The sequence below is a fragment of the Pantoea sp. PvP021 genome (assembly GCF_054056055.1).
The window spans coordinates 90,557-111,626 of the sequence record NZ_JBSRXX010000011.1; the positions used below are offsets into that span (position 1 = coordinate 90,557).

General features: G+C 57.1%; 16 protein-coding genes. 14 read left to right on the plus strand and 2 right to left on the minus strand.

What is annotated here, in order from left to right:
* The first annotated feature begins 68 nt into the window (after nt 1-68).
* The 3 genes from ACVKSX_RS21335 to ACVKSX_RS21345 all read left to right on the plus strand — a co-directional run bounded on the left by ACVKSX_RS21335 (nt 69) and on the right by ACVKSX_RS21345 (nt 2,884).
* Nucleotides 69-695: a DUF1007 family protein gene (locus ACVKSX_RS21335; protein ID WP_010257608.1), complete on the plus strand. Its 627-nt coding sequence runs from the start codon at nt 69-71 to the stop codon at nt 693-695.
* Nucleotides 686-1,666 carry a nickel/cobalt transporter gene (locus ACVKSX_RS21340; RefSeq protein WP_354439531.1) on the plus strand — a complete coding sequence of 327 codons (981 nt, stop codon included), beginning with the start codon at nt 686-688 and terminating at the stop codon, nt 1,664-1,666. The genes ACVKSX_RS21335 and ACVKSX_RS21340 overlap by 10 nt, the downstream gene beginning before the upstream one ends.
* Nucleotides 1,667-1,870: 204 nt before the next feature.
* A complete protein-coding gene (locus tag ACVKSX_RS21345; RefSeq protein WP_010257601.1) occupies nt 1,871-2,884 on the plus strand; it encodes a TIGR04086 family membrane protein in 1,014 nt (337 codons plus the stop codon).
* A gap of 63 nt (nt 2,885-2,947) precedes the next feature.
* On the opposite strand, the gene suhB is transcribed toward ACVKSX_RS21345, so the two are convergent.
* Complete coding sequence (gene suhB, locus ACVKSX_RS21350; protein WP_008926709.1) at nt 2,948-3,751, minus strand: inositol-1-monophosphatase; 804 nt, start codon at nt 3,749-3,751, stop codon at nt 2,948-2,950.
* A gap of 132 nt (nt 3,752-3,883) precedes the next feature.
* Here suhB and trmJ point away from each other — a divergent pair, with 132 nt between their 5' ends.
* From trmJ to sseB, 5 genes are all read left to right on the plus strand, one after another.
* On the plus strand, nt 3,884-4,636 hold the full coding sequence (gene trmJ / locus ACVKSX_RS21355) for a tRNA (cytosine(32)/uridine(32)-2'-O)-methyltransferase TrmJ (protein ID WP_010257594.1): 753 nt from the start codon (nt 3,884-3,886) through the stop codon (nt 4,634-4,636).
* Nucleotides 4,637-4,766: 130 nt separating this feature from the next.
* Nucleotides 4,767-5,264, plus strand: coding sequence for a Fe-S cluster assembly transcriptional regulator IscR (gene iscR / locus ACVKSX_RS21360; protein ID WP_010257591.1), 498 nt, complete (start codon nt 4,767-4,769; stop codon nt 5,262-5,264).
* 88 nt (nt 5,265-5,352) lie between these two features.
* Nucleotides 5,353-6,513, plus strand: a complete 1,161-nt coding sequence (locus ACVKSX_RS21365) for an IscS subfamily cysteine desulfurase (protein ID WP_010671315.1) — start codon at nt 5,353-5,355, stop codon at nt 6,511-6,513.
* Nucleotides 6,514-6,674: 161 nt separating this feature from the next.
* Nucleotides 6,675-7,961 carry an aminopeptidase PepB gene (pepB, locus tag ACVKSX_RS21370; RefSeq protein ID WP_010257585.1) on the plus strand — a complete coding sequence of 429 codons (1,287 nt, stop codon included), beginning with the start codon at nt 6,675-6,677 and terminating at the stop codon, nt 7,959-7,961.
* Between the two features lie 46 nt (nt 7,962-8,007).
* Complete coding sequence (sseB, locus tag ACVKSX_RS21375) at nt 8,008-8,772, plus strand: enhanced serine sensitivity protein SseB (RefSeq protein ID WP_143789994.1); 765 nt, start codon at nt 8,008-8,010, stop codon at nt 8,770-8,772.
* Nucleotides 8,773-9,042: 270 nt separating this feature from the next.
* On the opposite strand, the gene sseA is transcribed toward sseB, so the two are convergent.
* Nucleotides 9,043-9,885, minus strand: coding sequence for a 3-mercaptopyruvate sulfurtransferase (sseA, locus tag ACVKSX_RS21380; protein WP_010257579.1), 843 nt, complete (start codon nt 9,883-9,885; stop codon nt 9,043-9,045).
* 146 nt (nt 9,886-10,031) lie between these two features.
* Between sseA and ACVKSX_RS21385 the strand changes: the two genes are divergently transcribed.
* The 6 genes from ACVKSX_RS21385 (at nt 10,032) to rodZ (ending at nt 21,055) form a co-directional block, all read left to right on the plus strand.
* Nucleotides 10,032-14,927 (plus strand): alpha-2-macroglobulin family protein, encoded by a 4,896-nt coding sequence (locus ACVKSX_RS21385; protein WP_346554563.1) that lies wholly within the window; start codon nt 10,032-10,034, stop codon nt 14,925-14,927.
* Nucleotides 14,928-17,267, plus strand: a complete 2,340-nt coding sequence (gene pbpC / locus ACVKSX_RS21390) for a peptidoglycan glycosyltransferase PbpC (RefSeq protein WP_354439526.1) — start codon at nt 14,928-14,930, stop codon at nt 17,265-17,267. It abuts the gene before it with no gap.
* A 175-nt stretch (nt 17,268-17,442) separates the two neighbouring features.
* Complete coding sequence (gene ndk / locus ACVKSX_RS21395; RefSeq protein ID WP_003848684.1) at nt 17,443-17,874, plus strand: nucleoside-diphosphate kinase; 432 nt, start codon at nt 17,443-17,445, stop codon at nt 17,872-17,874.
* A 187-nt stretch (nt 17,875-18,061) separates the two neighbouring features.
* Nucleotides 18,062-19,231: a bifunctional tRNA (adenosine(37)-C2)-methyltransferase TrmG/ribosomal RNA large subunit methyltransferase RlmN gene (locus ACVKSX_RS21400; protein ID WP_010257560.1), complete on the plus strand. Its 1,170-nt coding sequence runs from the start codon at nt 18,062-18,064 to the stop codon at nt 19,229-19,231.
* Between the two features lie 80 nt (nt 19,232-19,311).
* Nucleotides 19,312-20,046, plus strand: a complete 735-nt coding sequence (gene pilW, locus ACVKSX_RS21405) for a type IV pilus biogenesis/stability protein PilW (protein ID WP_346531630.1) — start codon at nt 19,312-19,314, stop codon at nt 20,044-20,046.
* Complete coding sequence (gene rodZ / locus ACVKSX_RS21410) at nt 20,036-21,055, plus strand: cytoskeleton protein RodZ (RefSeq protein ID WP_010257552.1); 1,020 nt, start codon at nt 20,036-20,038, stop codon at nt 21,053-21,055. The genes pilW and rodZ overlap by 11 nt, the downstream gene beginning before the upstream one ends.
* Nucleotides 21,056-21,070 lie beyond the last annotated feature (15 nt).

A 21,070-nucleotide genomic window follows, 5' to 3' on the forward strand; every position in this document is an offset into this window, starting at 1 on the left:
TTTAAGGCGGGTCACAAAATTTTGTTACTTATAGATTCTTTTCATCGGGAACGTTACTTTATAACATTATGAAACGCACACTCTTTGCCCTCTTGATGGTATTAAGTCCGGCTGTAATGGCACATCCTCACAGCTTCATCGATATGAAAACCGAACTGGTGGCGCAGGATGACACCTTTACCGGATTAAAGATGACCTGGACCATGGATGAGATTACCTCCGCCGATCTGCTTTACGACGCGGGCGAGGCGAAACCAGGCAGCGTGGTGTGGAAGAAGCTGGCGGCAGGCGTGATGGCGAACGTGCTGGGCCAGCACTACTTTTCTGAAATCTGGCACAACCAACAGCGGGTAAAGTTTTTGAATCTGCCAACCGAATACAACCTGTCACGTAACGGCCATAAAGCGGTGCTGGAATTTATTCTGCCGCTGGCGGAACCCCCGAAGCTGACCGGGCAGCGCTTTGAGATCCTGACTTTTGATCCCACCTATTTCGTCGATATGTTCTATGACAATCCTGGTGCGTTAACGCTGCCGACGGCGCTGCAGGCGCGTTGCAAGTTCGCGCTGAACACGCCAAAGCCCAATGATTCACTGAAGCAGTATGCGCTGTCGCTGGATAAAGCCGACGCGCCTGCAGAGGAGATGGATTTAGGCCGCCAGTTTGCCCAGACGGTGATACTGACATGTCAGTAATCTCCACACCGTTACGGGCTTCCCGCCTCTGGCCGCTGTGGCTGATGGTGGGCGTGCTGCTGAGCAGCGCATTGCTGGTCTGGCTCTACTGGCCGCAGATTCTGATGCAGAGCGTACTGTGGCAAAAAGATCTGCATCGGCAGATGACTCAGCTGCTACAGCAGGTTGCGGAGCAGCCCCACCAGGCAGGCATTTCGCTGGTGATATTCAGCCTGCTGTATGGCGTACTGCACGCGCTGGGGCCGGGCCATGGCAAAGTGGTGATCGCGACCTTTCTGGCAACCCATCCCACCAGAGTGAAAACCAGTATCAGGCTGACGCTGCTCGCCTCACTGCTGCAGGGTTCGGTGGCGATTGTCCTGGTGACGGTGATGCTGTTGCTGCTGAAAACGTCATCGCGACAGCTGCATCTCAGCAGTTTCTGGCTGGAGAAGGGCAGTTATCTGTTGGTGATCGGGCTGGGCGTGATGATCGGTTATCGGGCGCTGCGTTCGCTGTGGCGGACATTGCGTCCGCGTCCGGCCCCGGTATTTAGCGCCTTTAAACCTCACCATCAGCATGACGATCAGTGCGGATGTGGACACGCGCATCTTCCGACACCGCAGCAGATGAGCGGCAATCTCAGCGTGAAAACCCAGCTGCTGGTGGTGGTGTCGATGGGATTACGTCCCTGTTCCGGCGCGATTATGATGCTGCTGTTTGCCAAAGTGATTGGTGTCTATGGCTGGGGGGTTATCTCTGCTGCAGTGATGGCGCTGGGCACGGCACTGACCATTTCGGCGATTGGCCTGCTGGTTCAGCAGGCGCGCACGGTGGCACAACGGCTGGCACAGCCTGGCGTTACCGCAGGCATGACGCGACTGCTGATCCCCGCGCTGGCCTTAACCGGCAGCCTGATTTTAATCGTAGCGGGTATCGCGCTATGGCAGTCAGCGCAGATGACGCTGGGTGGCGGAATTCGACCTTTCTGAATAAAAGCGCAGCGGAAATAAAATTGCCGCTGCGCTCTTCTCTTCGTTAATTATCTCTGAATTCATCTCTTTATTTTTTTCTCTGGCTGGTTTAGTGGTGAAATGACTATTCCCTGTCTACGCTGATAATACCAAAACGGCATTCCGCCGTCGGGATGATAAAAGATCAAGACCGCTTTCTGTTTATTGCGAGGAGTATATTTCATGGCTGATACCCGTATTAATAATGGCTACACCGAAACGCTGGCGACCGGGCCTGCTGGATTGCCGTTAAAACGTATTTCCTGGAGCGCCGTGTTTGCCGGTGTCATTTGTGCGTTGATCGTTCACATTATTCTGACGCTGCTGGGAACCGCCATCGGTGCCACCACCATTGATCCGATGAAAGAACAGAATCCACTCGACGGCCTGGGCACAGGCGCGCTGGTCTGGACTGCCATTGAAATGCTGGTCGCGATGGCTGCAGGTAGTTATGTTGCAGGCCGACTGGCTCAGCGCGAAGGCGCACTGCACGGTTTACTGATGTTTGGCCTTAGCACAATTTTCACTATTTACCTGGCTATTGCGCTGGCGACCAGTGTATTAGGCGGCGCGATGAATATTGTGGGCTCAGGCTTCCAGGCGCTGGGTAGTGGTATTTCCGCCGCTGCGCCATCCGTTACCCAAATGGCAAAAGACAAACTGCAGGAGAGTAATATTAATTTAGATAACCTGCAGAACGAACTGGAAACGACTTTACGCCAGACCGGGAAACCGGAATTACAGCCAGAGAACTTAAAGCAGGATGCAAATAAAGAAGCGCAGAATGCTGAAAACCAGGCTAACAACACCGCAAACCATCCACAGACAGCGGATACTGATCTGGCTAACTGGTTAAAAGGGGTGATGGATCGTCATTCAGATACCCTGCAGGCAGCCGATCGTGATGCGCTGAAAAATATTATCAAAGCGCGCACCGGCAAAAGCGATCAGGAAGTGGATCAGATCGTGGCCAAAACTGAACAGAGCTATCAGCAGGCGGTTCAGAAGTATCAGGAACTGAAACAGCAGGCTGAACAGAAAGCGCGTGAAGCCGGTGAAAAAGCCGCTGCTGCGACCGCGAAAGCGAGCTGGTATGCCCTGATTCTGCTGATCATCGAAGCCGTGCTGGCAGGCGTGATGGGTATGGTAGGTCGTCGTACTCAGCCTCGTCAGGTGCTGTCACACGAACGTCGTTAAGCATCACTGAGTAACAGGCAATAAAAAAGGCGGCTGATAAGCCGCCTTTTTCTGTACTGAGACTTAGCGTTTTAACGCTTCGCTCAGCTCATCACGCATGTTCGACAGCATCGATTTCACCACACGTGGGTTACCCGCGACCAGGTTACCTGACAGCAGATAGCCGTGGTTGCCGGTGAAATCAGTCACCAGACCGCCCGCTTCACGGACCAGCAGTTCACCCGCCGCAAAATCCCACGGCTTCAGGCCAATCTCAAAATAGCCATCTACGCGACCGGCAGCCACATAGGCCAGATCCAGCGCAGCAGAACCGGTGCGGCGGAAGTCAGCACACTGGGTAAAGAGTTTGGTCATGATATTCATGTAAGCCGGCGCGTGCTGCTTCATTTTGAACGGGAAGCCGGTCGCCAGAACGGTGCCATCCAGATCGCGGGCCGTGCTGCCACGCAGACGATAGCCATTCAGCTGAGCGCCCTGACCGCGTGAAGAGGTGAAGAGTTCATTGCGCATTGGATCGTAAACGACGGCGACTTCAGTGCGGCCTTTAATGCGCACAGCGATAGAAACAGCAAAGTGGGGTAAACGTTTGATGAAGTTTGAGGTGCCATCCAGCGGATCGATAACCCATTGAACATCCTGATCTTCGCCCGCCAGTTCACCGCTTTCTTCGGTGATGATGGTATGTTTCGGGTAAGATTTACGAATAATTTCGATAATCAGGCGTTCTGCTTCGCGGTCAACATTCGTTACGAAGTCGTTGCTGCCTTTCTGGCTGGCTTCGACGGCGTCCGGGGTTTCATAATATTTGGCAATTAAATTTCCGGCCTTGCGCGCTGCGCGCACGGCAATGTTGAGCATTGGATGCATCGGTATCTCTCGCTGGATGTTAAAGAACGGGGAAAACGGCGCGGAGTATAGCAGCGTGTTCGGTAAATGTCCTGCTTTATGTTAATATTCTCTCTACTGATTTTACTGACCCGTTTCTGAGTATCCCTAATCATGTTGCAAAATATTCGTATCGTGCTGGTCGAGACTTCTCACACCGGTAACATGGGCTCCGTTGCGCGCGCCATGAAAACCATGGGCTTAACCAACCTCTATCTGGTTAACCCGCTGGTCAAGCCTGACTCACAGGCTATCTCACTCGCGGCCGGTGCCAGCGACGTTATCGGCGACGCCAAAATTGTCGACTCGCTGGATGAGGCCATTGCCGGATGCAGTCTGGTGGTCGGCACCAGCGCACGTTCCCGCTCGCTGCCCTGGCCGATGCTGGATGCGCGCGAATGTGGCGTGAAAAGCGTGGAAGAGGGCCAGCAGGCACCGGTTGCGCTGGTTTTTGGTCGTGAACGTGTCGGCCTGACCAATGACGAGTTGCAGAAGTGCCACTATCACGTCGCAATTCAGGCAAACCCGGAATACAGCTCGCTGAACCTGGCGATGGCCGTACAGATTATCGCCTATGAAGTGCGCATGGCATGGTTACAGGCGCAGGAGCAGGCCAGCCCGCCGCCACAGTATGAAGAGTCACCTTATCCGCTGGTGGATGATCTCGAGCGCTTCTATCAGCATATGGAACAGATGATGCTGAACAGCGGCTTTATCCGTGAAGCCAATCCTGGCCAGGTGATGAGCAAACTGCGTCGTCTTTACACCCGCGCCCGCCCGGAACGCGACGAACTGAACATCCTGCGCGGCATGCTTTCGTCGTTTGAAAAGCGAAAAAACGATAAAAAAGAAGCAGATAATAGTTGAGTGAATTACCAGGTTAAATACCTGACTAATTTACCAGGTTAAATAGTTGACCAATTTACTCGGGAATGGCAGACTTCAGAGCATCTGTTGCTAATCCTCCGATAACCGGACGCTATTGAGGTCGTACGCTATGAGACTGACATCCAAAGGACGTTATGCCGTTACTGCAATGCTGGACGTTGCCCTTCACTCCCATGAAGGCCCGGTCCCGCTGGCTGATATTTCAGAGCGTCAGGGCATTTCGCTCTCCTATCTGGAGCAGTTATTCTCCCGATTGCGTAAAAATGAGCTGGTGTCCAGCGTACGTGGTCCGGGCGGCGGTTATCTGTTGGGCAAAGCGTCTAATACCATCTCTGTCGGTGAAGTGATCACCGCCGTTGATGAGTCTGTTGATGCCACCAAATGTCAGGGTAAAGAAGGCTGCCAGGGCGGCGAGCGTTGCCTGACTCACGTGCTGTGGCGCGATCTGAGCGTGCGTATCAGTGACTTCCTGAACAATATTACACTGGCTGAGCTGGTGAATAATCAGGAGATCCTGGATGTAGCCGATCGTCAGAATGCGATTGATAATCGTCGCTTCCAGAGCCCGCGCACGCAGGAAATTAACGTCAACCAACGCGCCTCGTAATCCCCGCTGTTGCGGCCCTTACTGCTAACGCGGTCAGGGCCGAATCTGCTATAAAGACGTATGATTTTTTATACGGAGCTGTAGCGCAATGAAATTACCGATTTACCTGGATTACGCCGCCACCACGCCGGCCGATCCGCGTGTGGCCAGCAAAATGATGCAGTTTCTGACGCTGGATGGCACGTTCGGTAATCCGGCCTCGCGATCGCACCGTTTTGGCTGGCAGTCTGAAGAAGCGGTTGATGTTGCGCGTAATCAGATCGCCGAACTGGTCAATGCCGATCCGCGTGAAATCATCTTTACCTCTGGCGCCACTGAATCCGATAACCTCGCGATTAAAGGTGCAGCTCACGCCCATCAGGCGCGCGGCAAACATATCATCACCAGCCAGACAGAACATAAAGCGGTGCTTGATAGCTGCCAGCAGCTTGAGCGTGAAGGCTTTGCTGTCACTTATCTCACCCCGGCGGCTAACGGCATTATCTCGCCTGACCAGTTGCGTGCGGCGCTGCGCGACGACACGATTTTAGTCACCCTGATGCACGTTAATAATGAAACCGGAGTGATTCAGGATATCGCCGCCTTTGGCGAACTCTGCCGCGAACGTGAGATTCTGTTTCATGTGGATGCGACCCAGAGCGTCGGCAAGCTGCCTATCGATCTCAGCCAGTTACCGGTTGATTTGATGTCCTTTTCTGCCCATAAACTCTATGGCCCGAAAGGCATCGGCGCACTCTATGTCCGGCGTAAACCGCGTGTGCAGATTGCTGCGCAGATCCACGGCGGCGGACATGAACGCGGTATGCGATCCGGGACATTGCCGGTGCATCAGATTGTCGGCATGGGCGAGGCGTATCGTATCGCAGCAGAAGAGCGCGAAACCGAGATGGCGCGACTGCAGACTCTGCGCAATCGCCTGTGGCAGGGCATCAGCACACTGCCCGACGTCACCCTCAATGGCGATCTGCAGCAGAGCGCACCGAACATTCTTAACCTCAGTTTTGCTGACGTTGAGGGTGAATCACTGATCATGGCGCTGAAAGATCTGGCGCTCTCTTCCGGATCGGCCTGCACCTCCGCCAGCCTGGAGCCTTCCTATGTATTGCGGGCGCTGGGCCTGAGTGAAGAGCTGGCGCACAGTTCGTTGCGCTTCTCGCTGGGACGCTTCACAACCGAGGAAGAGATCGACTACGCCATTGCCCTGGTGCAGAAATCAGTGACCCGTCTGCGGGCCTTAATGAAATCCTGATATCCGGTCATAGTCCGGAAATTGCGCCTATATTTGCACTTCGCTGGCAACACCTGACGGAATCTGTTATCAGGTCTCTCTGCGAATTATATTTAACATCTTATTAAAGCCGTTATAACAATCAGGCTGGATGAAACAGATAACGATTATGGAGCTTTTCGATGACCACACAACCCATGAATATTACGCTTAGCAGCCAGCCCGCCGATGCGCGCTGGGGCGAAAAAGCGATTCTCAGCAGCAACGACAGCGGCATGACACTGCATCTGACCGGCGCGGATGCGCTGAATATCATTCAGCGTGCGGCTCACAAAATCGACAGCCAGGGGATCCGCCATGTGGCGCTGACCGGCGAAGGCTGGCACCTTGAGCAGTGCTGGGCATTCTGGCAGGGCTTCCGTGGTCCGAAAGGCCAGCGTCAGGTTGAGTGGCCGGCGCTGGGCGAACATGAGCAGGCGGAGTTTGATCGCCGTCTGAAAATTATCGACTGGGTTCGCAACGTTATTAACCTGCCTGCGGAAGATCTTGGGCCAGAACAGCTGGCACACAATGCAGTCGATCTGATCAGTGAAGTGGGCGGCAGTGCCGTCAGCTATCGCATCACCAAAGGCGACGATCTGAGGGTACAGGGGTATATGGGCCTGCACACCGTTGGACGCGGTTCAAATCGTCCGCCGGTATTTCTGGCGCTCGATTACAACCCGACCGGCGACGACGATGCCCCGGTCTACGCCTGTCTGGTCGGTAAAGGCATCACCTTTGATACCGGTGGCTACAGCCTGAAGCAGAGCAGCTTCATGGACTCAATGAAATCTGACATGGGCGGCGCGGCGACCGTCACCGGCGCGCTGGCCATGGCGATTTCGCGCGGTCTTAACAAGCGCGTCAAACTCTACCTCTGCTGTGCCGATAATATGGTCAGCAGCAACGCCTTTAAACTGGGCGACATCATTCGCTATCGCAACGGTAAATCGGTGGAAGTGATGAACACCGATGCGGAAGGGCGTCTGGTCCTGGCCGACGGTTTAATCGACGCCAGCGAGCAGAACCCGACGATGATCATCGATGCTGCGACGCTGACCGGTGCGGCTAAGACGGCGCTGGGCAACGATTACCATGCGCTGTTTACCTTTGATGATGTGATGGCACAGTCGCTGATGGGCAGCGCGGTGAGTGAGAACGAACCTTTCTGGCGTCTGCCGCTGGCCGAATTCCATCGCAGCCATCTGCCGTCTAACTTCGCCGATCTCAATAATATCGCCAGCCCGTCACATGCGGCGGGTGCCAGTAGCGCGGCAGCGTTCCTGTCACACTTCGTCAGTAACTATCAGCAGGGCTGGCTGCACATCGACTGCTCCGCGACCTATCGCAAAGGCGCAGTTGACCAGTGGGCGGCGGGTGCAACAGGTCTTGGCGTGCGTACCCTCGCCAATCTGTTACTGAAATAAGCCGATCTCAGCGGTGGCTGATGCCGCCGCTGTTCAAAGGAAAACTATGAACCGTCTTGAAGAGGTGCTGAAGCTGGCGGCCACTGAGCCTGCCCATCGGCCCGAATTTTTTCAGCTGCTGCTGGAAGCTGATGCCTGGGTGCCAGGTGAAAGCACCACGCAACAGCTTGATGCCAGCACGCCCGTTGATCTGCAGCACTGGGAAAAAGAGGATGGCAGCAGCATCATTCCTTTTTTCACGTCAGAAGAGGCGATGAGTGAAGCGGTGAGCGGTGAGCAGTCCTGGCTGCGTCTGCCGGTACGGACGCTGTTTGAGATTACGCGCGGCGAGACGCTGTTTCTCAATCCTAAACTGCCTTCCGGTAAAGAGTTTACTGCGGCCGAGATCACCCATCTGCTGGCTGAAGAGGGCAGTGCGCTAAGTCAGCAAACCGTGCTGGAAGGCGGACAGTCACTCTTGCTGTCTGAGGTGGCTGAACCCCCTGCGCAGATGATCGACTCACTGACTCAGCTCTTCAGTAAGCATAAGCAGGTGCGTCGCGCGTTTATCGCCAGTATCCGTGAGCGGGCTGACGAAGCGCCCAATCTGCTGATTGGCATTGAAGCGGACAGCAACATTGAGACGATCATTCAGGCGGCGGGCAGCGTGGCAACCGATACGCTGCCGGACGATGCGCCGGTTGATATCTGTGAGGTGACGCTGAACGATCGCGGCATCAGCCACTTCTTTACCGCCCACATCACGCCATTCTATGAGCGTCGCTGGGGCAGTTTCCTGCGCGACTTCAAGGGAAGTGAGCGGATTATCTGAGACAACAAAGTAAACAGGCGGCTCACGAGCCGCCTCATATAGCTGATATCCCGAATCAGGGGGAATCTGGCCGCAACGAATAAGCTTAACGCGCAGGGAACAGGGTCAGAGGAGGAAAGCGTCCCGCGCCATGGACGGCGCGGGCCGAGCGGCCAGGGAGTGGCTTTAGCGACTTTCCGATCTGACCCTGTTTCCTGTGCTACCTCGTTCTTACAGCTGATCGAATCCGATATTATTAAAAAAACAGGCGGCTCATGGGCCGCCTGTTTTTTATTTCGCGATAGGTAAGTCGTCGCGACTGCCCCATTCGCCCCAGGATCCGTCATACAGCGTGACATCCCGTGCACCCAGCGCCGTCAGCGCCAGAATCACCACCACCGCCGTCACGCCTGAGCCACAGCTGGCGACCACCGGTTGGGTAATATCGACGCCCGCATCGGCAAACAGCGTCTGAAGTTCCGCCTCCGGCTTGAGTTTTCCCTGTTCAACCAGGCTGTTCCACGGCACGTTCAGGCTGTTGGGAATATGGCCACGATGCAATCCGGGACGTGGTTCATCCACTTCGGCGTTAAAGCGATTGGCAGGACGCGCATCAATAATCTGTGCGCCGCCTTCATGGCTGATCAGCAGTACGTCCGTCAGGCGTTTCACCCGGCTTTCATCTGCGTGGGCCTCAAACTCACCTTCCGGCAGATTCACTTCGCCGGTTGCCAGCGCAAAACCAGCTTCTTTCCAGCCCTGCAAGCCCCCGGCCAGAATCGACACCTGAGCCACACCAAAGGTTTTCAGCATCCACCAGGCGCGTGGCGCAGAAAAGAGATTACCCTCGTCATACACCACCAGGTGCTTATCACTGCTGACACCCAGTTCACGCATCGCGACGGCAAAACTTTCGGCGCGGGGCAGCATATGGGGGTAAGGGCTGGTGTGATCGGAAAGCGCTTCAATATCGAAGTAAGGGGCGTCGGGTAAATGACCCGCCAGATATTCGGCCTGGATATCGCGAACCGCTTCCATACCGGGTGGCAACAACCGTGCATCCAGCACCTGAAGCCGCTCATCGTTGTAGTGCTCTTGTAACCAGTCGGCGGACACAAACAGTGGCGTCGTCATAACAACCTCATCTCAGCAATCTGTCATACCAGTGTCAGGGAATGTGCGCACCATCTCAAGAGAAGCGTTGATTAAATGCGAGCATTGATATGAAATTGCGCTGCGTAATCAAACGACACTCCCTGCGTCCCGGTGAAGGAACTACCATGAAGAAACGCAATACCCGGCTGCTGCTCAGCATGCTGATCGGTGGCTCGCTGCTGTCAGCGACCCTGTTACCTGTTTTGCCTCTCCAGGCGGCAGAAGCACCCGCAACCTCCCAGGTCAGCAAACCGCTGACGATTATCGATCTCTCGGAACTGCAAATCGATAATGCCGCTGCGCTGGTCTTAACCTTCAGTCAGCCGCTTGATGATAAACAGGATATCGCGCAAAAAGTCAGGCTGACCGACGATAAACAGGGCCGGGTGGATGGCGGCTGGGAACTTTCTGCTAACCGCAAAACGTTGCGCTTCCGCCATCCCGAGCCGTCACGTCACTTCACCGTCAAGGTGGATGCGGGACTGCGCGCGGCCAGCGGAGAGACGCTTGCCGCCGATTACAGTCAGAAAATCGCCACCCGTGATATCCAGCCGATGGTGGGCTTTGCCAGTCGCGGTTCACTGCTGCCGCTGCGTATCACGCAGGGACTGCCGGTGCTGGCGCTGAATGTTGACCAGGTCGATGTCGATTTCTTCCGGATAAAGAATGCCGGCCTGGCGGAATTTCTCTCCCAGTGGAATTACGGCAACAACCTCTCAAGCTGGCAGTCGCAGGAGCTGCTGAAAAGCAGCCAGCTGGTCTATAGCGGACGCTTTGAGCTCAACCCGGCGCGTAACACGCGTGAAAAACTGCAGCTACCGATGCGTGACATTACCGCACTTCAGCAGCCGGGCGTCTATCTGGCGGTGATGAAGCAGGCCGGTACTTATCGCTACAGCCAGCCCGCCACGCTTTTCACCCTCAGCGATATTGGCCTGTCACTGCATCGCTTCCCGACCCGGTTTGAACTGTTCGCCCAGAGTCTGGCAGACGGTCAGCCGCTTTCCGGGGTCAGCGTCAGGTTACTGGATGAGAAGGGGCAGGTGCTGCAAAGCGGTACCAGTGACAGCACCGGTCATCTGAGCCTCAAGGCGGATGAAAAAGGCAAGCTCCTGCTGGCAATTCAGGGAGAACAGACCTCAATGATCGACCTGGCGCGTCCGGCGCTGGATCTCGCTGAATTCCCGGTCGCGGGGCCGCAGGGCTATGACAAACAGCTGTTTGTTTTTGGTCCGCGCGATATCTATCGTCCAGGCGAAACGGTCATCGTGAATGCGTTGCTTCGCGATGCAGACGGACACCCCTTGCCCGCGCAGCCGATCAAAGCGGAGCTGGTGCAGCCCGATGGCCAGGTGATGCGGACTTTTGTCTGGCAGCCTGAAGCGGGATTCTACCAGCAGCGACTGGCGCTGTCCGCGTCGGCCATGACCGGCGACTGGATGTTGCGACTGAATACCGGCGATAACCTCAAGCGAGAGTGGAAGTTTCACGTCGAAGATTTTCTGCCGGAGCGTATGGCGTTAACCCTGAAAAATGACCCTCAGCCACAGGCCGCTGATGCCAGTGTTGAGTTCGGTATTGAGGGGCGCTATCTCTATGGCGCCCCAGCGGCAGGTAACACGCTACAGGGTCAACTCTATCTGCGACCGGCACGCGAGGCGGTGACTGCACTGCCAGGCTACCAGTTTGGTGACATCACCGAAGAGGGGTTAAAGCGGACGCTGGATGAGGTGGATCTCAAGCTCGACGCCAGCGGTAAAGCACAACTCACGGTAGAAAATCAGTGGGATCAGCTCCACTCTCCGCTCAATCTGATCCTGCAGGCCAGCCTGCTGGAGACCGGCGGACGTCCGGTCACCCGTCGTGCCACCCAGGCCATCTGGCCCGCTGAAGCGCTGCCGGGTATCCGGCCGCTGTTTGGTAACAAGGCGGTTTATGACTACCGCAGTGACAGCTATCACGATGAGCCGACCGTGCCGGAACAGAGCCTGGCCGAATTCGACATTGTCTATGCCAACAGTCAGGGCAAAAAACTGGCGGCAGAGAAGCTGGATGTTCGCCTGATCCGTGAACGCCATGATTACTACTGGAGCTTCTCTGACAGCGAAGGCTGGCAGTCGCAGTATAGCGACAAGGATCTGCAGGAAGATGAACGCGCCATCTCTGTCCCGGCTGATGGCAGCACCAAAGTCAGCTTCCCGGTCGAGTGGGGACACTACCGGCTGGAAGTGCAGGCGGGCGAGAAGATCGTCAGCAGCGTCCGGTTCCAGGCGGGTTATGACTGGCAGGATAACACCAACGGCACGGGGGCATTGCGCCCGGATCAGGTCAGACTGAAGCTGGACAAAGCGGCTTACCAGCCGGGCGACACCGTGCATCTGCAGGTTGAGTCACCGGCGGCCGGTAAAGGTTACCTGATGGTGGAGTCGAGCAGCGGCACGCTCTGGTGGCAGCCACTGACCGTACCAAAGGGCGGCACAACGGTGGATGTCCCTGTTGCTGAGAGCTGGCAGCGTCACGATCTCTACTTCAGCGCCATCGTGGTGCGAGACGGCGATAAGGTCAGTGGCGCAACGCCAAAACGCGCGGTGGGGCTGTTGCATCTGCCGATGGCGACGGAGGCGCGCCGCTTAAATATGACGCTGGATGCGCCCGATAAAATCCGTCCTGAGCAACGCCTGACGGTAAAAGTCCACGCCAGTCGTGATGGCGGCCCGCTGCCTGAAAAAGTGAATGTACTGCTGTCAGCGGTGGACAGCGGCGTTCTGAGCGTGACGGATTTTAAAACGCCCGATCCGTGGCAGGCTTTCTTTGGCCGTAAACGCTACAACGTCGATCAGTACGACGTCTTTGGCCAGCTGATCGAAGGCGGTGGCCGGCTCGCGGCGCTGCGTTTTGGTGGTGATGGCGAGGATGAATCGATGACGCGCGGCGGCAAAAAGCCGGTGACGCACGTCAATATCGTGGCGCAGCAGTTACAGGCGGTGACGCTGGATAAAGAGGGCAACGGATCGATTACGCTGCCGATCCCGGCCTTTAACGGTGAACTGCGGCTGATGACCCAGGCATGGAGCGACGACAGCTTCGGCGCGGCCGAACGTAAACTGGTGGTTGCGGCACCGCTGATCAGCGAACTGGCCACCCCGCGCTTCCTTGCCAGCGGCGATACAGCCTCACTGGCGCTGGATCTCACTAACCTGACCGATTTGCCGCAAACTCTGAAGGTGGATCTGAGCAGCAGTGGCTTAGTGGATCTGGCCGGGGCTGCCAGCCAGAGTGTGACGCTGGCCAAAGGCGCGCGTACCACACTTCAGATTCCGGTCATGGCGAAAACCGGCTTTGGTGATGGCGAGGTTGCCGTGCAGATTGCCGGTCTGAACCTGCCGGGCGAGCAGGTGAAGCCCAGCAAACAGCAGTGGAAAATCGGCGTCAGACCACCTTATCCGGCCCGGACGCTGAATTTCGATGCCGTCATCAATCCCGATCAGCCCTGGCAGGTCGCGGCAACCGCGTTTACCGGCCTTGATGCTCAGACCCTGAGTGGACAGCTGACGCTGAGCAATCGTCCGCCGCTCAATATCGCCAGCTATATCAGTGCGCTTTATGCCTATCCCTACGGCTGTCTGGAACAGACCACCAGCGGCCTCTGGCCGTCGCTCTACACCAGCCATGCTGAGCTGACCGCGATGGGGATAAAAACCAGCAGTGATGAGGCGCGCCGGGCCGCCGTCGACACCGGCATTGCCCGTCTGGCGGGCATGCAGCGGGCCAACGGCAGCTTCGGGCTGTGGGACAAGCAGAGTGAGGAGGAGTTCTGGCTGACGCCTTACGTGACCGATTTCCTGCTTCGCGCCAGCGAGGCGGGCTATGCGCTGCCGGATAATGTAGTTGATCGCGCTAACGCACGGCTGCTGCGCTATCTGCAGGATCCCGCGCAGATCAGCGGCGGCGGCAGTGATAACAACGCCGCGCTGCAGTTCAGCGTGCAGGCTTACGCCGGACTGGTGCTGGCGCGTCAGCAGCGTGCGCCGCTGGGTGCGCTGCGCGCATTGTATGAAAAGCGTGAGAAGGCCCGCTCCGGCCTGGCGCTGATGCAGCTTGGCGTAGCGCTGAAGCTGATGGGTGACGGGCAGCGCGCATCGCTTGCGATCATGCAGGGTGCCAGTCTGACGCGCTCAGATAAAGAGTGGTATGGCGACTATGGCAGCACGGTGCGCGATGAGGGGATGATGATAGCCCTGTTAGCAGAGAATAAGCTGCAGCCTGATTTGCAGAATAGTCTGCTGCTGTCGCTGTCAAAAGAGGTCAACGGCAAGCGCTGGTTCTCGACTCAGGAGAATAACGCGCTCTATTTAGCGGCGCATACGCTGCAGCGTGCGCAGGGCGGAAGCTGGCAGGCGCAACTGTCGGGCAATGCACAGCCTCTGCAGGGCGATGCGCCACTGAATAAAGGGCTGGGGGCTGAACGACTGTTGCAGGGCTTAGCCATCAGTAATCCGGGCAATGCGCCGCTGTATGGTCGTCTGGATGTCACCGGTTATCCGCTGGCCGCGCCACAGCCGGAGAGCAATGTGCTCGGGATAAAACGTGAATACTTTACGCTGGATGGCAAAGCCGCCGATCTCAGTAATCTGCGCAGCGGCGAGTTGCTGGTGGTACGTCTGACCGTTTCGTCGAAGCGCAGCATCACCGATGCGCTGGTGGTGGATCTGCTGCCTGCCGGTCTGGAGCTGGAAAACCAGAACCTGGCTGACAGCAGCGCCAGCCTCGGCGACAGTGCGGATGCGCTGAAGGAGAGCATGGGTGACATGCAGCAGGCTGACATCAGACACATTGAGTTCCGTGACGATCGCTTTGTGGCGGCACTGGCGGTGGATACTTATCGTCCCGCGACGCTGGTCTACCTGGCGCGGGCGGTCACACCGGGGCGCTATCTGATGCCACCACCGCAGGTCGAGTCGATGTATGTGCCGGAGTGGCGCGCCACCGGCAGCACGCCGTCACAGCTGCATATTCAGTAAGTGACGCGACGCGTGGTAAACGTCAGCAGCATCAAAAAGTGGTGGCTCGCGCTGCCGCTTTTTTTTCTGGCGCTGTGGCTGGCGATATGGGGGCTGGATCGGCTTTTCCCGTTGCCGCTTAAACAGGTGCAGCCTGCGCGGGTGGTTGTTGCCAGCGACGGTACACCATTGTGGCGCTTTGCTGACAGCAAGGGGATCTGGCGCTATCCGGTCACGCCAGAGGAGGTGGCTCCGGCCTATCTGCAGGCGCTGCTGACCTATGAAGATCGCTGGTTCTGGTATCATCCCGGCATCAATCCCCTGGCTCTGCTGCGTGCCGCCTGGCAGGATCTGCGCCATCAGAGCGTGATTTCCGGAGGCAGCACGCTGACCATGCAGGTGGCACGCCTTATCGACCCGCAACCCCGGACGCTGCGCGGCAAGCTGATTCAGGCGTGGCGGGCGCTGCAGCTGGAGTGGCATCTTTCCAAGCGAGACATCCTGACGCTCTACCTTAACCGTGCGCCCTTTGGCGGCACGCTGGAAGGGGTGGGCGCGGCCAGCTGGAGCTGGCTGGGAAAAGCCCCGTCACAGCTGACGCCGGGCGAGGCGGCGCTGCTGGCCGTTTTGCCGCAGGCACCGAGCCGTCTGCGGCCCGATCGCTGGCCGGAGCGGGCAGAAGCCGCACGCAACAAAGTGCTGGATCGGCTGGCGGAATACCGCATCTGGTCCGCTGAACAGGTGGCGGAAATCCGTCAGGAGCCGGTGTGGCTGCCGCCGCGCCAGATGCCACAGATGGCGCCGCTGCTGGCCCGGCGACTGCTGTCGATCAGCCACAGCGATAAGATTGTCTCTACGCTTGACCCCTCACTGCAGCGCGAACTGGAAAGTCTGGCGCTGAATGTTAAAAATCAGCTTCCTCCACGCACTTCGCTGGCGATGCTGGTGGTGGATCACACCACCATGGCGGTTCGCGGCTACGTCGGCTCGGCTGATTTTACCGATGACAGCCGTTTTGGCCATGTGGATATGATCGCCAGCGTGCGTTCGCCAGGCTCGGTGTTAAAACCCTTTATTTACGGCATGGCGCTGGATGAGGGGCTGATTCATGCTGAATCACTGCTGCAGGATGTGCCGCGTCGCTTTGGTGATTACCGGCCAGGCAACTTCGATACCGGATTTCACGGGCCGGTCAGCGCCAGTGACGCGCTGGTGCGGTCGCTGAATCTGCCTGCGGTGCAGCTTCTGGAGGCACTGGGACCGAAAAACGTTGCAGCGCGCCTGCGCAATATCGGTCTGAACTTACGTTTTCCCCCCGGCGCTGAACCTAATCTTTCCCTGATTCTCGGCGGCACCGGAGCGCGCATGGATGAGATCGTGGCAGCCTACAGCGCCTTTGCCCGCCACGGTAACGCCGGCCAGTTGCGCTGGATGCCCGATCAACCCTTACAGCAGCGGCCGCTGCTTTCGCCTGAGTCGGCGTGGATCATCCGGCGTATCCTGGCCGGGGAAGCACAGCCCGCGGGCAATGGCAGCGTACCCGATGTGGTGCCACTGGCCTGGAAAACCGGCACCAGTTATGGCTACCGCGACGCCTGGTCGGTGGGGATCAATCCCCGTTATCTGATTGGCGTCTGGGTCGGAAGACCGGATGCGACGCCGGTTGCCGGGCAGTTTGGTTTTGCCTCTGCCGTGCCCGTCATGAATCAGATCAACAGCCTGCTGATGAGTCGCCTTGGCAGACGTGACGTTCCGGGCGATCCGCGCCCGGCCTCAGTGACGGTGGCGACCATTTGCTGGCCTGGCGGTCAGCCGTTGTCCGCCGGAGACGAAAACTGTCGCCAGCGGCGGCAAAGCTGGGTCGCCGCCGACACGCTGCCGCCTACACTGCTGGCACCCGGCCAGGAGAGCCTCAGCGGATTACGCCTGGGCTACTGGCAGAATGCGCAGGGACTGCGCGTCGCAGCAGACTGCCCCGGCGCCACCCGCCATGAACGGCTGGTCTGGCCGCTGCCGCTGGAGGCCTGGCTGCCGCCTCAGGAGCGGCGGGCGCAACGTCTGCCCCCTGTCGATGCCCGGTGTCCGCCGTTACAGCAGGGCAGCAGCGCGCCGCTGATCGTTACCGGCGTGATTGAGGGGCAAATTGTCAGACCGCTGCCGGGCAGGAGCGCGCTGACAATGCCGGTCGCGGTGCAGGGAGGGCAGGGCACACAGCGCTGGTGGTTCCTGAATGGTGAGCCTCTGATGACGCAGAACGCCGCAGACAGCCTGTCGCTGCAGCTCGATCATCCGGGCGAGTATCAGCTGGTGGTGATGGATGAAGAGGGGCAACTTGTCTCGGTCACCTTCAGCCGGGGCTGACGATTTTTTGCGCTAAATCATAACTATGGCGCGTCTGCTTCGACTCAGATCAAGATTTTTCATCAAATTAGGGATCTCTGATAGGCAATGCCGGACTCAGCCCCTATAATCGGCGCCGTTTCTTAACCGGGGCGGACGCCACCGGTTTCTTCAGAACGTCAAGACAGAGGTCATCATGGCAATCGAACGTACTTTTTCTATCATCAAGCCAAACGCCGTCGCTAAAAATGTGATTGGTGCTATCTACAACCGTTTTGAAAGCGCTGGCTTCAAAATCGTTGGCGCAAAAATGCTGCAGCTGAGTAAAGAGCAGGCTGAAGGTTTTTACGCTGAGCACCAGGGCAAGCCATTCTTCGATGGTCTGGTTGAATTCATGACCTCTGGCCCGGTTGTTGTTTCCGTGCTGGAAGGTGAAAATGCCGTTCAGCGTCACCGTGACCTGATGGGTGCCACTAACCCGGCAAACGCACTGGCTGGCACACTGCGTGCTGACTACGCTGACAGCTTCACCGAAAACGCCACGCACGGTTCAGATTCTGCTGAATCCGCTGCCCGCGAAATCGCTTATTTCTTTGGCGAAAACGAGATCTGCCCACGTACCCGTTAATCGCCTGGCGATAAACGTTACGTAGGCTTTACAAAAATCTGCGTAGGGGAGGTCACTCCCGCCTGTTATCAGGCTGCAGATGTTGTACAATATTGCGCCTTCATTGACTCAGCTTAATGAAGGCGCAATTTTTTTCACCTATCACTGAACAGCGCCATAACGTGTAACAACGAGGCCAGAGAATATTATGTCCGAACAGATTGTGACGTCCGCGTCAGCATCCCCTATTGTCGTCTCCCCCAAAAGCCAGAAAATAAACCTGCTGGATCTCAACCGTCAGCAGATGCGCGAATTCTTCCTGTCGCTGGGCGAAAAGCCTTTCCGCGCCGATCAGGTCATGAAGTGGATTTATCACTACTGCTGCGATGACTTCGAGCAGATGACCGACATCAACAAAAAGCTGCGTAACCGGCTGATGGAGCTGACGGAGATCCGTGCGCCAGAAGTGGCAGAAGAGATGCGCTCTACCGACGGCACTATCAAATGGGCCATTCGCGTGGGCGACCAGCTGGTGGAAACGGTCTATATCCCGGAAGGGGACCGCGCCACGCTCTGTGTCTCTTCACAGGTGGGTTGTGCGCTGGAGTGTAAATTCTGTTCGACCGCACAGCAGGGCTTTAACCGTAACCTGCGGGTGTCAGAAATTATTGGTCAGGTGTGGCGCGCGGCGAAAATTGTCGGCGCAGCGAAAATCACCGGCCAGCGTCCTATCACCAACGTGGTGATGATGGGCATGGGCGAGCCGCTGCTCAACCTCAATAACGTGGTCCCGGCGATGGAGATCATGCTGGATGACTTCGGTTTTGGTCTGTCGAAGCGTCGCGTGACCCTCTCTACCTCGGGTGTGGTACCTGCGCTGGATAAACTGGGCGATATGATCGACGTCGCGCTGGCGATTTCCCTGCACGCGCCTAACGATAAGCTGCGTGATGATATTGTCCCGATCAACAAAAAGTACAATATCGAAACCTTCCTGGCGGCGGTGAAACGCTACATTGGCAAATCTAACGCCAATCAGGGACGCGTGACCATCGAGTACGTGTTGCTGGATCACGTCAATGACAGCACAGATGATGCGCATGAACTCGCCGCATTACTGAAAGAAACACCGTGTAAAATCAACCTGATCCCCTGGAACCCCTTCCCGGGCGCGCCTTATGGCCGTAGCTCCAACAGCCGCATCGATCGTTTCTCCAAAGTCCTGATGGACTATGGTTTTACGACCATCGTGCGTAAAACCCGTGGCGATGATATCGATGCCGCCTGTGGTCAGTTAGCCGGTGAGGTGATCGACCGTACCAAGCGTACGATGCGTAAAAAAATGGCGGGTGAAGCCATCTCTGTGAAGGCTCTCTAGAAGAGTGACTCAGAGCGTTTCCTGAAGTGATGACGCGTGGCAGGCTGCAGCCTGTCAACGTCAACCGGATGGAAACGATTATGCGTAACGGATTACCTGCAGTTTTACTGGCGCTGTTTGTTGTAAGCGGGTGTGTCAGCCAGCATCACGAACCCGGAGCAGAAGAGGTGCGTCTGCAGTTAGGGATGCACTATCTGGCGGGTGGCGACTATGCCGCAGCTGAGCGAAACTTTCTGCGGGCACAGGCCGCCGCGCCAGAGGATTACCGGGTCTCGCTTGCGCTGGCTCGACTGGCGCAGAAGCAGGGTAATCAGACAGCGGCGCAGGCACGGTTTATACTGGCACAGCAGCAGGCCCCGGATAATGGTTTTGTTGCTAACAATTACGGTGCGTTTCTCTGCGCTTTAAGGCAGTATGGCGAAGCGCATCAACAGTTTAGTCGGGCAAGCGCAGCACCGCAGTTTGATGCACGCAATGACGCGCTTGAACTGGCAGGGTTTTGTTATCTGCAGGCTGGCGATATTGCCGCTGCCCGCAGGACACTACGCCAGGCCATTGAGTCTGACAGACGCAAAGCTGATTCGCTGCTGTCGGAAGCTGAAAAGCAGATGGCAGATAACCATCTGGCGAAGGTGCAGGTTTTGCTTGATATTTACCAGCAACAGCTGCCCGCAACGGCACGAAGTCTGGCGTTACACTTACGTTTCGCCGCGCTACAGGGAGATGCCGCTGACGTTTCACGTTATGGCGACCAGTTAGCGCGACGTTTTCCGCAATCGATACAGTACCAGCGTTATTTAGCTAATGAATACTGAAGCCACTCAAGAAAACTCTGCATTACATTCAACAGGTGAACGCCTGCGTCTGGCCCGTGAGCAGATGGGGCTGACGCAGCAGAACGTCGCTGAACGCCTGTGCCTGAAACTTTCTACCGTGCGTGATATCGAGGAAGACAAATCGCCTGCCGATCTGGCCTCCACGTTCCTGCGCGGATACATTCGCTCCTACGCGCGTCTGGTGCACATTCCTGAAGAGGAACTGCTGCCGATGATGGCGAAACAGACACCGATTCGGGCTTCAAAGATCGAGCCGATGCAAAGTTTCTCGCTGGGCAAACGCCGCAAGAAACGCGACGGCTGGTTGATGATTTTCACCTGGCTGGTGGTGTTTGTGGTGGTGGGTCTGACCGGTGCCTGGTGGTGGCAGAATCATAAAGAGTCGCAGGATGATTTGGTGCCGATGACCGATCAGAACAGCAGCAGCGGTGATAGCGGTCAGTCGATTCCGCTGGGTGAATCCAGCGGTGACAGCGCGGCACCTGCCGCGCCTGACGAAAGCAATACCACCAGTGACAACAGCGCAGCCAGTGCGCCAGCGAGTGCGGCTCCGGCCGCCACTGGCAGCAATAGCGCGACCACCGCACAGCCGGATACCACCAGCAATGCCGTGGTTTCACCGAGCCAGGCGCCCGTGGACAACTCAGCGGCTGCACCTGCGGCCACAAACACGAATACCAATACCAGCACGGCACCTCAGATGCCAGTAGGTGCAGCGGCGGTCAGTGAACCGGCTGCTGACCCTAATGCGGTGGTGATGACCTTTAACGCCGACTGCTGGCTGGAAGTGAGCGATGCCACCGGCAAAAAACTGTTCAGCGGCATTCAGCGCAGTGGTGGTAAACTCAGCCTCGCAGGAACGCCTCCGTATCGTCTGAAAATTGGCGCGCCTTCCGCTGTTCAGGTGCAATATCAGAATCAGCCCGTTGATTTAAGTCGTTTTATCCGTAATAACCAGGTTGCTCGCCTGACGTTGGGTGCGCAATAACAGCGTATCGCGTAC

Excerpts from the sequence above, each read along its gene's own strand:
- ACVKSX_RS21335 (WP_010257608.1), top strand. The coding sequence starts at position 69 with ATGAAACGCACACTCTTTGCCCTCTTGATGGTATTAAGTCCGGCTGTA.
- ACVKSX_RS21340 (WP_354439531.1), top strand. The coding sequence starts at position 686 with ATGTCAGTAATCTCCACACCGTTACGGGCTTCCCGCCTCTGGCCGCTG.
- ACVKSX_RS21345 (WP_010257601.1), top strand. The coding sequence starts at position 1,871 with ATGGCTGATACCCGTATTAATAATGGCTACACCGAAACGCTGGCGACC.
- suhB (WP_008926709.1), bottom strand. The coding sequence starts at position 3,751 with ATGCATCCAATGCTCAACATTGCCGTGCGCGCAGCGCGCAAGGCCGGA.
- trmJ (WP_010257594.1), top strand. The coding sequence starts at position 3,884 with ATGTTGCAAAATATTCGTATCGTGCTGGTCGAGACTTCTCACACCGGT.
- iscR (WP_010257591.1), top strand. The coding sequence starts at position 4,767 with ATGAGACTGACATCCAAAGGACGTTATGCCGTTACTGCAATGCTGGAC.
- ACVKSX_RS21365 (WP_010671315.1), top strand. The coding sequence starts at position 5,353 with ATGAAATTACCGATTTACCTGGATTACGCCGCCACCACGCCGGCCGAT.
- pepB (WP_010257585.1), top strand. The coding sequence starts at position 6,675 with ATGACCACACAACCCATGAATATTACGCTTAGCAGCCAGCCCGCCGAT.
- sseB (WP_143789994.1), top strand. The coding sequence starts at position 8,008 with ATGAACCGTCTTGAAGAGGTGCTGAAGCTGGCGGCCACTGAGCCTGCC.
- sseA (WP_010257579.1), bottom strand. The coding sequence starts at position 9,885 with ATGACGACGCCACTGTTTGTGTCCGCCGACTGGTTACAAGAGCACTAC.
- ACVKSX_RS21385 (WP_346554563.1), top strand. The coding sequence starts at position 10,032 with ATGAAGAAACGCAATACCCGGCTGCTGCTCAGCATGCTGATCGGTGGC.
- ndk (WP_003848684.1), top strand. The coding sequence starts at position 17,443 with ATGGCAATCGAACGTACTTTTTCTATCATCAAGCCAAACGCCGTCGCT.
- ACVKSX_RS21400 (WP_010257560.1), top strand. The coding sequence starts at position 18,062 with ATGTCCGAACAGATTGTGACGTCCGCGTCAGCATCCCCTATTGTCGTC.
- pilW (WP_346531630.1), top strand. The coding sequence starts at position 19,312 with ATGCGTAACGGATTACCTGCAGTTTTACTGGCGCTGTTTGTTGTAAGC.
- rodZ (WP_010257552.1), top strand. The coding sequence starts at position 20,036 with ATGAATACTGAAGCCACTCAAGAAAACTCTGCATTACATTCAACAGGT.